Origin of the sequence: Flavobacterium cyanobacteriorum, from assembly GCF_002251835.1 — a bacterium.
In the GTDB taxonomy this organism is placed as follows: Bacteria; Bacteroidota; Bacteroidia; order Flavobacteriales; family Flavobacteriaceae; genus Flavobacterium; species Flavobacterium cyanobacteriorum.
Window position 1 is genome coordinate 1 of sequence record NZ_NOXV01000212.1, and the last position, 10,743, is coordinate 10,743.

Below are 10,743 nucleotides of genomic sequence, written 5' to 3' on the forward strand. Positions count from 1 at the left end.
CACAGCAGGACATGGCTGCCAAAAGGGCGGCAGATGGCTGCTCCTGATAAATAATACGGACTGTGCCGGTTTAAATACAATAAAAAACCGCCTTGATCCAATCAGGCTGCGGCGGTTCATAATCTAGTATTATTAGACGTATGTTGCGGGAGCTGTTTTCCGGGAGCCTCTCGCTAAATAATAAATAAAGTACAGTATTGATCCTAAAACAGGAAGAAACACAACAAGTAATGCCCACACTATTGCAAGTAATGATTTTTCGGTTCTAAAGATTACAAAAAGGTTTATAATCATTACTATAGCCAGACAGGCAAAGAACGTAAGAATTTCTATAGGTGAATAGGGCCTCATGATTTATTGTTTTAAAGGATGCTTTTTTCCGGGATTAGAGGTTTACTTTACCTTGTCAAATACATAGCCACCTTTTTCCGCACCCCACACCTGCTTGCCATCCTTGTCAAAACCCTGGTCCCAGGAGATTAGCTGTGTTTCGCTGAGGGTAACTGTGGAGTTGGCATAGGCTGCGCCCCTGAGTTCGCTGGGGCAGGTTTTATCGCCGGTGGCCCCGGCATATGTTTTGTCGCCGGTTTTTTTGAGCAGTACCTCGCACCCCTGCTTAAGTTCTATATCAGCTTCTGTAAGCTTATCAAAAGCTTCCGGTGTAGCGCCTTTGCCTATCCAGTCTTTTTCGTTTTTGAGGGTATAAATTTCACTGATGTACTGGTCGCCCTTGCGCACCAGGTGGTATATCCTCACGCGGTAGGGCTTGTCCTGCTTATCGGCCAGCGCCTGCTCTACGTACAGGTAGTATCCCTTGTTTTTCCATATAGGGATCATCTTCAGGGAAATGTTGAAATAATCTTCATCGGCCTTTGATTGCTTTTCAGAATTATAGGTGCCTTTCATCAGGTTGAAAAGCGTTTCCAGTTCCTTGTCTTTTTTTGCTTTTTGCGCAAAGCCGGTACATCCTGCCAGCAGCAGCAACAGTATTATTTTTTTCATGATGGATTAATTTGCCCAAATATAGGTAAATAACGCAAGGGTAAAAAATAAAGGGGCGGCTGCCCCTTATTTGTTATGCGAAATCCTGCTCCAGCACCTTGCGTATCGGTGTAGGTTCTTTTCCGGTTACTTTTTTATAATCATCAGTCACACTGTCTACATTTCCCGCGGCAATAGTGCCGTAGACACTTATGAGGTAATCGGCAATAAATTCTGGCGCGCCAGAGCTTACCAGTACCGACTTAAACTCTTCATTGCCCGGTTTTGGGTAGCTGATGGTGCGTCCGGTAATTTCGGAAAGCAGCGCCGCCACGTCATCATACGATACTGTTACCGGGCCGGTCAGTTCATACGCTTTACCACTGTGCCCGTCCTGAGTTAATGCCAGTGCGGCTACTTCGGCTACATTGTCGGCATCAATAAACGATGCTTTTCCGTCGCCGGCCGGCATAAAGATAATGTTGCGCTGCGCAATGTTGTCGCCTTCGTAGTTTTTAAAATTCTGTGCAAAGAATGTAGGGCGGAGTATGGTATAGTCAAAGCCGTCATCTTTTACTTTCTGTTCCAGTTTCGGGTGGAAATCCAGCCCCTTCATTTTATCGGCCTGGTAAGCAGAAAAGTACACGATGCGTTTGATGCCCCTGCCTTTCAGGAAATCAAGGAATGGTGTTATAATGGCATCAAGGCCAAGTACCAGCGGCGGGCCCAGCACAAAAACTTTGTCGGCCCCTTCGGTCGCCTTTTCAAACGATGAAGGGTCATTAAAATCAAAATATACGTCATTTTCGCCTTCCGGTTTGCGAGTGCCGGCAAGGTAGGCAGCATTAAGCCTTTGTAAATGTTTTACCACCAGCCTGCCAATGGTACCGGTTGCCCCGGTAACTAAAATTTTTCCCATGTTATTTTACTTTTTTAATATTAATAGTTACTTTTGGTAACCCAAAATTAAATAGTAACTATTGCCTGTGCAAGAAGGCACAGCCGCATAACATGGTAACACCGGAGTAACTAATATGGAAAACACAGCGATTGACACGCAAAAAAAATTTCAAAATTTTTTCTGGAAAGCGAACGAAACCCGCAACGGCGTGTGCCCGGTGCGCGATATTATAGCCCGGATAAGCGATAAGTGGACTATTTTAACCATTTATGCCCTGGGCGGGTATGGCACGCTGCGGTTTAATGAAATCAAGAAACTTATAGGCGATGTATCGCAGCGCATGCTCACGGTAACACTACGTAACCTTGAGGCCGACGGGCTGGTGGAGCGCCATGTATATGCCGAGGTGCCGCCACGGGTTGAATATACCCTGACACCGCTGGGCTACGGGCTTATGGAGCAGCTGGTGCAGCTGGCCGGCTGGGCAGAAGATAATAGCCAAGCGATTATGAAGAACAGGAAGGGGTAGTTAAAATTTTGAATCTTGAATTGATAATGTGTCATTCTTTACAACTATTGTCTTAGCCCAGAGGTCACCAAGCCTTTGATGCTTGTCAGTATTTTTAATTGTAATTATGGCTATGAGCCCAAACGGAAACATATCGACAGGGTCCAATACATGCCTTTTTAAGGATTGGAAGAAAGTTGGCTTGTTCCTGTTTTCAGCATGCAAAGGTTTTAACCTGCAATACCGTTGCCTATGGTTGCGCCCATCAATTGTTCTACGCCTACGGTTGCCACCAGCCAAAACAATGGGATTGGGAGAGCAATTAATCCTTCAGCTTTATAACCGCCTCCTTCGGTAAGTGTGCCAAACATGATGAGATAGGTCCACATAAAACCGAAAATAATAGTGTAATCAATAATGCAAGCAAGAATGCGGCCTTTAAGGTAGGTTTTTTTCATTAAAGCAAGTTATAATTTCATTTTCTGATGCATTTACACGAAGGGCTGCCGTAGCAGTATCTACATCTGTGATTTTATATTTTTTATTGTCAAGTTCGCCCTTCCCTACTAGTTGAAGATAATCCTCCAAAATCCTTCTTTCAACAACTATAGTTCCGCCTCCGGCCCAGTGCCTGTCCGTCATATCCTTTTTTACACCTGATATCCAGTATTCCTCACCTGTTTCTATATCATAATAATTTCCTGAAATACCACTACCCTTACTGCTTTTAAAAGCCTTATCATTAAAATACAAAGTATTGCCTGTCTTTGAAAAAGACACTAAGCCTATCCAGGCTGGGCCATTGCCGCTATAGCCTGATTTTAATTCAATGTATTTAATTTGTGGTTGCATAGAAATTGATGGGATTAAAAATAAACAAAAAAACCGCCCCAATACTAATTGAGGCGGTTTTTGCTATTCTGTCGCGATAGCGTTTCCTTTGCTATCATAAAAGCGGTATTCTAAATACGTGTAAGCGTCACGCGGTATTACTTTTACCCATTTTTTATGCTCAAAAAACCATTTAGAGCGTATGGACGGGAAGCCCTTTGTTAAGTAAGCAGCCACAAAAGGGTGTGCATTAAGCACTATCTTCTTGTGGTGTTTAATAATTCTTTCAAGGTCGGCCGTTATGCGGTCTACCACTAAAATTGGCGCTTCTATTTCCCCATTACTGTCATTGGGGTTTTCTTCGCGCGTTTTAATGTTCACCTCTGGCCTTACCCTTTGCCGTGTAATCTGGATCAGCCCAAACTTACTCGGTGGCAGGATCTTGTGTTTAGCCTTGTCATCGCTCATTTCCTGTTTCAGGTGGTCATAGAGCTTTTTGCGGTTTTCAGGGTTGCTCATATCTATAAAGTCAACCACAATTATCCCGCCCATATCCCTGAGGCGCAGCTGCCTTGCAATTTCGGCCGCGGCTATCATGTTTACCTCAAGGGCTGTATCTTCCTGGCTAAGGGCCTTGTTTGAGCGGTTGCCGCTGTTCACGTCTATTACGTGCAGGGCTTCGGTATGCTCAATAATAAGGTAAGCGCCCTTGCTCATGGAAACCGTTTTCCCGAAGGAAGTTTTTATCTGCCTTTCAATGCTGAACTTTTCAAACAAGGGCAGCTCACGGTTTTGGTACAGCTTAACAATGCTGGCTTTTTGAGGAGCTATCTCCTGCAGATAGTCCTTTGTCTGGTAATAGAGGTCTTCATCATCTACATAGATACCGGTAAAGGTATCGTTAAAAACATCGCGAAGTATAGATGAGGCCTTGTTAACCTCGCCCAGTACTTTTGACGGATGATGCGCCGTAGGGATGCGTTTGCACATTGCTGTCCAGCGGTCCATAAGGTTGCTGAGGTCTTTGTCCAGCTCGGCTACTTTTTTGCCCTCGGCTACGGTACGCACTATTACCCCGAACCCTTTCGGCCTGATGGACTGCACCAGGCGTTTAAGGCGGTCTTTCTCTTCTTTGGATTCTATTTTTTGCGAAATAGATATCCTGTCAGAAAAAGGCACTAAAACCACATACCGGCCTGCCAGCGAAAGCTCAGAGCTTATACGCGGCCCTTTGGTTGATATGGGTTCTTTAACTACCTGTACGAGAACCGACTGGTTGGCGCTAAGCACATCGGTTATGGCGCCGTCTTTGTCAATTTCTTTCTCGAACTGGAAGTTTTTTAGTGAATAATCTTTTATTTTACCTGCGCTTACAAGTTTTAAGAATTTCAGCAGGGAAGGAAGGTTTGGGCCCAGGTCATGATAATGCAAAAATGCATCTTTCTCAAAACCTACGTTAACAAACGCGGCGTTAAGGCCTGCCACGGGTTTGCGGATCTTTGCAATAAAGATATCGCCCACCTGGAATTGGCTTTTGTCTTCCTGTTCCTTGTGCAATTCAATTAGTTTTCCATCTTTTAATAAGGCAAAATCTACGGCGTCAGAACCAGATCGAATAATTAATTCTTTGTTCACACTGTACATTTTTATCCGTAATCAGTTGTTGGTTGTTGGTTGCTGGTTGTCGGATGCTTCCGGCAACTGTCAACTGTCAACTGTCAACCAAAGTACAGATGGATTAAACAATTTAGTTACAGGTATTGTTGTACCCGGAGGAAGTCAGTATTCAGTTTACAGTGTTCAGTGGGCCTGTGCCAGTCTGAAATCTGAAATCTAAAATCTGAGATCCGTTTTCAATGAACTTAATAATGAAAAAAGAAAAAAGTAGTTTGCACTACTTTTTCTTTTTGTGGCGGTTAGCTCTCGCTCTCTTTTTACGTTTGTGAGTAGCTACCTTATGTCTTTTTCTTTTTTTACCACTTGGCATATTGATCTAAGGGTGTTAGGGTGGTTAATAAATTAGTTTACTTTGGCTTCAGTATTTGATTTCACACCGTCAACAAATATTTTGGCAGGCTTAAATGCCGGGATATTGTGAGCAGGGATCTTGATAGTAGTGTTTTTAGAAATATTTCTGCCTGTTTTTTCAGCGCGTGTTTTGATAATAAAACTTCCAAATCCCCTTAGATAAACATTATCACCGGTTTCAAGAGAGTTTTTAACTTCTTCCATAAAAGACTCAACTGTTGCCTGTACATCTCCTTTTTCAAGACCAAGTTTCTCTGAGATTTTTGCTACGATGTCTGCTTTCGTCATTTTCTTCTTAATTTATGATTGTGTGTATTTTTTTGAGTGTGCAAATATATGAATTAAAAAAACAATAATTCAACGTTAACGCATTAAATTTTAATAACATAAACTAATATTTTTGCGGCGTTACAGTAAAATATGAGTTTTTCTAAGTATTTAATCCAATGGTATTTACAAAACAGGCGCAACCTGCCCTGGCGTAAAACCACCGACCCATACCCTATATGGCTATCTGAAATCATGCTCCAGCAAACGCGTGTGGCGCAGGGGCTGCCTTATTTTCAGAAGTTTATGCAGGCGTTTCCTACAGTGCATGGCCTGGCCGCTGCCCCTGAAGAGCAGGTGCTGAAGCTATGGCAGGGACTGGGGTACTATTCAAGGGCGCGCAACCTGCATGCTACTGCAAAATATATTGCTTACGAACTGGAAGGGAAGTTCCCGCCCGATTACAACGGCCTGCTGAAACTGAAAGGCGTGGGCGAGTATACTGCTGCAGCCATAGCCTCTATAGCTTACGGTGAGCCTGTGCCCGTGGTTGACGGCAATGTGTACCGGGTGCTGGCAAGGTATTTTGGTATTGAAACAGATATTTCGTCATCAGGGGCTAAAAAACAGTTTACAGAACTGGCGGCATCGCTGTTGCCGAAAGCCCAAGCATCAGCCTTTAACCAGGCCATGATGGAATTCGGCGCATTGCAGTGTGTGCCTAAAAATCCCGATTGTACAGTGTGTATTTTTAATGCAGAGTGTGCTGCGTTCCTTACAGGGCGTGTAAATGCCCTGCCGGTAAAGCTGAAAAAAACAAAAGTGATTAACAGGTACTTTAACTATATTATTGTTAAAGATGTAAAGGGGAGGAGTATCATCAATAAACGTTCCGGAAAAGGGATATGGCATAACCTGTATGAGTTTCCGTTGCTGGAAGCGGAGCAGGGTACGGATAATGAAGATGTGCAGGCCTTTATAAACAGCCTGTATGGCGATTATGGCATAACGGATGTAAAGTTGCTTAATGAGGTTCCTGTAGTGCATAAACTTTCGCACCAGCACCTGCATATCCGCTTTTGGGAAGTGTTTACCCGTAGTGAAGTGCCCGGGACACTTGACCCCAATGTCCTTAAAAGCTATCCCTTCCCGGTTGTGATCTACAATTTTATTGAGAAATATTGGGGATCAACCTAAATTTTGTACATTTGGGTAAATCACTTCAGCCATGAATGGAACGTTAAACAAAGTTATGCTTATAGGGCATTTGGGCGATGATATAAAGATGCACTATTTTGAAGGCGGGAACTGTATCGGGCGCTTTCCCCTTGCTACTAATGAGGTTTACATCAACAGGCAAACAAACGAGAAAATAACGTCAACGGAATGGCATAACCTCGTGGTGCGTAATAAAGCTGCCGAAATTTGTGAAAAATACCTTAGCAAAGGAGATAAGATTTATGTTGAGGGCCGTATAAAGTCGCGCCAGTGGCAGGCAGAAGACGGTACAACCAAATATACTACCGAAATACAGGTAACCGAATTTACATTCCTTACCACCAAAAAAGAAATGGATGGCGCTGCAAAGGCTGTTGTGCCGGGCATGGCTTCAGAACCTGTAAAGGCACAGAATTATGATATACAAAACCTGGAAGCGCATGACGACCTCCCGTTTTGATTGTTTAACTAATTGCCAAAGCTTTGGATCCTGATCCCTCGAGTTTAACCTTTACCTGTCCGGATATCCTTCTTAGCCTTTTGGGCATGGTAGTCCTTCTGCTGTGTTCTGCATTTATATCGGGTACTGAGGTTGCTGTTTTTTCGCTGTCAGCCGAAGATATGGAAAAGATAAGCAATAAAAACCCTGACAAAGGTAAGCTGCTGTCGGCTATGCTCGAAAAGCCAAAAAAGCTGCTTGCTACTATAGTAATAACCAACACGCTTGCTAACATAGCGCTTATATTACTGTTCTTCAGGTTCAGCGGACCACTCTTCCCGCCTGGTATATCGCCTGCATTTATGTTTTTCCTGCAGCTGGCTGTAATAACATTTTTTATTTTGCTTTTTGGCGAAGTAATGCCTAAAGTTTATGCAGGCCGCAACGTGGTGCGCTTTTCCAAAAGGTCGGCATATCCGCTGCACGTGCTCAACATCCTTCTTTCGCCGCTTAGCATACCTATGCGCGAAATAACCGTTGCCCTGCATAAAAGGTTTGGCGCCCACCGTCCGGGATTTTCGGTTGACCAGCTTTCGCAGGCCCTTGAGCTGACCGATTATGGTGATGCTACTGATGAAGAACAAAAGATACTGGAAGGGATAGTAACATTTGGAAACACCGAAGTGAAACAGATAATGTGCCCGCGGATAGATATTTTTGCAATTGATAGTGAAGAGCAATATAAAGATATACTGCCCAGAATAATAGAAAAAGGCTTTTCACGTATACCTGTGTATAAAGGCAATATTGACCATGTTATGGGCGTTCTGTTCATAAAAGACCTTATACCGCATATTGAGGATGAAGATTTCCACTGGCAATCCATACTGCGGGAGCCGTTTTTTGTCCCTGAAAATAAAAAACTCGATAACCTGCTGAGGGAGTTCCAGGGGATGAAGAACCACATGGCTATAGTGGTTGATGAATACGGGGGTACATCAGGCCTCATATCCCTTGAAGATATTCTTGAAGAGATAGTTGGGGAAATAAGTGATGAATTTGATGATGAAGATATTATCTATTCACGTATAGATGAGCACAACTTTTTATTTGACGGCAAAATAAACATTAAAGATTTTTGCAGGATAACAGGTTGTGAGGAAGATGATTTTGAAGAAGCGAAAGGCGAAGCCGAAACCCTTGCCGGCTTTTTGCTGGAACTCTCCGGGAATTTCCCGAAGAAAGGACAAAAAATTAAATTTAAAGGCAATATATTTACCGTGGAATCTGTAGATAAACGCAGGATCCGCCAGATAAAGGTTACACTTAAATATATATGAAAATAATAAAATCAATTGCCGCTTACAGTTATGCCGCGTTACTATGTGTGGCCGCTGCCGCCTGTGGTGATGACCCGCTACCGAAACCTAAAGCCTACCTTAGGCTTGATTATCCGGAAGCAAAATATTCGCTCTATGAAAGCAGTAACTGTCCGTATAGCTTTGCCGTGAATACACTTTCACAAACAAAAGATAAGGGAACATGCAATATAACTATTGAATATCCTAAAATGAAGGCTACCATTTATATTAATTACAAACCAATAACGGCCCGTAATCTTGACTCGCTGTTGCGCGATGCCCAAAACCTTACTTACAAGCATGTTATAAAAGCTGATGGCATACAGGAACAACGGTATATCAATCCGCTGAAAAGGGTGTATGGCATGTTTTACCAGGTAGGTGGCAACGCAGCTACCAATGCACAGTTTTATGTAACCGACAGTACACGGCATTTCCTTACTGGGTCGGTTTATTTTTATGCAAAGCCAAATTTTGACTCTATAATGCCGGCGGCAAGTTATATCAAGAATGATATGCAGAATATCATGGAGACCCTTAACTGGAAGTAGGTGCTGAGCTGGTAATCCCTAATAAAAAAGGCAGCTTTAGCTGCCTATTTTTATAATTATTGTGTAACAATTACATATGTCCTGCTTTGGCATCATGCCCGCATGATTTTTTAGCATCAGCGGCACAGCATCCGCCTTTTTTATCGGTGCTGCATCCGCTTTTCGACTCTTTTTTCTTAGCGGTTTTCTTAGTTTCTTTTTTCTTTTCTTTTTCCTGGTCTACACTATAAAAAGCTTTGTCTCCTGATGATTTAACATCTGAAACTTTATAAGCGCCATTCGCCAGCCCTTCTACGGTTTCAACAAATTTTTCAGGTGTTTGCTTTTCGGCGTCAAATGAAATTGTTGCCGTCTTTTTTTCAAAATCTACTTTAGCATCCTGTACTCCGTCCATTCCGGCCAGCTTTTTTTCTATTGTAGCAGCACACCCTGTTGGGCAGGTCATGCCGTCAATCTTAAAAGAAGTGGTTTCAAGGTTGGCTGCTGTTACTTTAGCCGGGGTGCTGTCATTAGCGGCTTTGCCGTTGGTTTCAATATTACCGTCTTTTGATGTGTCCTTACAGCCTGTGAAAAGCACTGAAGCCAGTACAAGCGTGCTGATTGATTTTACTATTTTCATTTTTTGATAAATTATTGTTATACAACCCTCTGTTCAAAGAGATTACAAATTTATATAAAAAAGCCGTTGGCATCTAATTATAATAGCCATTTTTGCATAAAAATTACATGATGCAATCCCGACATCTTAAGTGGTACCTGCTCCTGGCGCTGGCATTGATCTGGGGTAGTTCCTTTATCCTTATAAAAAGGGGCCTTGTAGGGTTAAACCCATTCCAGCTGGGTTCCCTGCGTATAATTTTCTGCGCCCTTTTCCTCCTTGTAATTGGCTTCAGGACATTGCCTTCCATACCACGCCGGCAATGGAAGTATATATCCCTTACAGCACTATTTGGCACTTTCTTGCCGGTGTACCTTTTTTCTACAGCCCAGTTAGGTATCAGCAGTTCCATAAGCGCTATACTTAACTCACTTACGCCCTTAAATACGCTGCTCCTCGGGGCATTGGTTTTTGGCCTTGGTTTTACGCGAAGGCAACTGCTGGGCGTGCTTATAGGGCTTGCCGGTTGTGTACTGCTCATCTATAGCGGGGCCAGTACCGGCAACGGGGAAAATTACTTTTACACTTTATTTGTAATAATTGCTTCAGGCTGTTATGCAATAAATGTAAACCTGGTAAAAAAGTACCTCTCAGGCCTGTCGCCTATTGCTATCAGTACAGGAAATTTTGCAGTAATGATTGTGCCGGCGGTAATAATACTGCTGATTTCAGGATTTGCCAATGTAGCCACTCAGCCCGGCGTTATACTTTCAGCAACGTATGTAATGGTATTGGGAGTGGTGGGTACAGGCATAGCCAATATTCTTTTCTTCAGGCTTATCCAGATGTCTTCGCCTGTGTTTGCCTCATCAGTTACATACCTTATACCTGTTGTTGCATTTGGCTGGGGGCTTATTGACGGCGAATCGCTTACCCTTGCGCAGGGGTTTGGTGCCGCTGTTATACTGGTTGGCGTGTATTTTTCTGCCCGTAAATAATGTGCTTTATAAAAGAAAAGAAGCCGTCTCAATACTTAAATTTTGAGACGGTTTTTTATTTG

General features: G+C 43.1%; 15 protein-coding genes. 6 read left to right on the top strand and 9 right to left on the bottom strand.

Annotation, left to right across the window (positions count from 1 at the left end; all coding sequences use genetic code 11):
- Positions 1-132: 132 nt before the first annotated feature.
- The 3 genes from CHU92_RS16230 to CHU92_RS04765 all read right to left on the bottom strand — a co-directional run bounded on the left by CHU92_RS16230 (position 133) and on the right by CHU92_RS04765 (position 1,900).
- On the bottom strand, positions 133-351 hold the full coding sequence (locus tag CHU92_RS16230; protein ID WP_094413133.1) for a PLDc N-terminal domain-containing protein: 219 nt from the start codon (positions 349-351) through the stop codon (positions 133-135).
- Between the two features lie 42 nt (positions 352-393).
- Positions 394-1,002 carry a chromophore lyase CpcT/CpeT gene (locus CHU92_RS04760; protein WP_094413134.1) on the bottom strand — a complete coding sequence of 203 codons (609 nt, stop codon included), beginning with the start codon at positions 1,000-1,002 and terminating at the stop codon, positions 394-396.
- Between the two features lie 73 nt (positions 1,003-1,075).
- Complete coding sequence (locus tag CHU92_RS04765) at positions 1,076-1,900, bottom strand: SDR family oxidoreductase (RefSeq protein WP_094413136.1); 825 nt, start codon at positions 1,898-1,900, stop codon at positions 1,076-1,078.
- A 115-nt stretch (positions 1,901-2,015) separates the two neighbouring features.
- On the opposite strand from CHU92_RS04765, the gene CHU92_RS04770 reads away from it, so the two are divergent.
- The gene (locus CHU92_RS04770; protein ID WP_094413138.1) at positions 2,016-2,411 is read left to right on the top strand and encodes a winged helix-turn-helix transcriptional regulator; all 396 of its coding nucleotides are present in this window, start codon (positions 2,016-2,018) and stop codon (positions 2,409-2,411) included.
- Here CHU92_RS04770 and CHU92_RS16235 read toward each other — a convergent pair whose 3' ends face one another.
- The 5 genes from CHU92_RS16235 to CHU92_RS04790 all read right to left on the bottom strand — a co-directional run bounded on the left by CHU92_RS16235 (position 2,412) and on the right by CHU92_RS04790 (position 5,537).
- A complete protein-coding gene (locus tag CHU92_RS16235) occupies positions 2,412-2,690 on the bottom strand; it encodes an RDD family protein (RefSeq protein WP_394335734.1) in 279 nt (92 codons plus the stop codon).
- On the bottom strand, positions 2,621-2,848 hold the full coding sequence (locus CHU92_RS16085) for a hypothetical protein (protein WP_243389557.1): 228 nt from the start codon (positions 2,846-2,848) through the stop codon (positions 2,621-2,623). Before CHU92_RS16085 ends, CHU92_RS16235 begins: the two co-directional genes overlap by 70 nt.
- Complete coding sequence (locus CHU92_RS04780) at positions 2,829-3,242, bottom strand: hypothetical protein (protein ID WP_207759805.1); 414 nt, start codon at positions 3,240-3,242, stop codon at positions 2,829-2,831. Before CHU92_RS04780 ends, CHU92_RS16085 begins: the two co-directional genes overlap by 20 nt.
- 63 nt (positions 3,243-3,305) lie before the next feature.
- A complete protein-coding gene (locus CHU92_RS04785) occupies positions 3,306-4,865 on the bottom strand; it encodes an Rne/Rng family ribonuclease (RefSeq protein WP_243389558.1) in 1,560 nt (519 codons plus the stop codon).
- A gap of 375 nt (positions 4,866-5,240) precedes the next feature.
- The gene (locus CHU92_RS04790) at positions 5,241-5,537 is read right to left on the bottom strand and encodes an HU family DNA-binding protein (protein ID WP_094413140.1); all 297 of its coding nucleotides are present in this window, start codon (positions 5,535-5,537) and stop codon (positions 5,241-5,243) included.
- 132 nt (positions 5,538-5,669) lie between these two features.
- On the opposite strand from CHU92_RS04790, the gene mutY reads away from it, so the two are divergent.
- From mutY to gldD, 4 genes are read left to right on the top strand one after another with little or no spacing between them, the layout of a single operon-like run.
- Positions 5,670-6,713 (top strand): A/G-specific adenine glycosylase, encoded by a 1,044-nt coding sequence (gene mutY, locus CHU92_RS04795; RefSeq protein ID WP_094413142.1) that lies wholly within the window; start codon positions 5,670-5,672, stop codon positions 6,711-6,713.
- Positions 6,714-6,744: 31 nt separating this feature from the next.
- Positions 6,745-7,194 carry a single-stranded DNA-binding protein gene (locus tag CHU92_RS04800; RefSeq protein WP_094413144.1) on the top strand — a complete coding sequence of 150 codons (450 nt, stop codon included), beginning with the start codon at positions 6,745-6,747 and terminating at the stop codon, positions 7,192-7,194.
- 23 nt (positions 7,195-7,217) lie between these two features.
- On the top strand, positions 7,218-8,513 hold the full coding sequence (locus CHU92_RS04805) for a gliding motility-associated protein GldE (protein WP_094413146.1): 1,296 nt from the start codon (positions 7,218-7,220) through the stop codon (positions 8,511-8,513).
- Positions 8,510-9,085 (top strand): gliding motility lipoprotein GldD, encoded by a 576-nt coding sequence (gene gldD / locus CHU92_RS04810; RefSeq protein ID WP_094413148.1) that lies wholly within the window; start codon positions 8,510-8,512, stop codon positions 9,083-9,085. The genes CHU92_RS04805 and gldD overlap by 4 nt, the downstream gene beginning before the upstream one ends.
- Before the next feature lie 70 nt (positions 9,086-9,155).
- Here the strand turns inward: gldD and CHU92_RS04815 are convergent, their stop codons facing one another.
- On the bottom strand, positions 9,156-9,704 hold the full coding sequence (locus CHU92_RS04815) for a heavy-metal-associated domain-containing protein (RefSeq protein ID WP_094413150.1): 549 nt from the start codon (positions 9,702-9,704) through the stop codon (positions 9,156-9,158).
- 110 nt (positions 9,705-9,814) lie between these two features.
- Between CHU92_RS04815 and CHU92_RS04820 the strand changes: the two genes are divergently transcribed.
- Positions 9,815-10,681 carry a DMT family transporter gene (locus tag CHU92_RS04820; RefSeq protein ID WP_094413154.1) on the top strand — a complete coding sequence of 289 codons (867 nt, stop codon included), beginning with the start codon at positions 9,815-9,817 and terminating at the stop codon, positions 10,679-10,681.
- Positions 10,682-10,743: the final 62 nt, after the last annotated feature.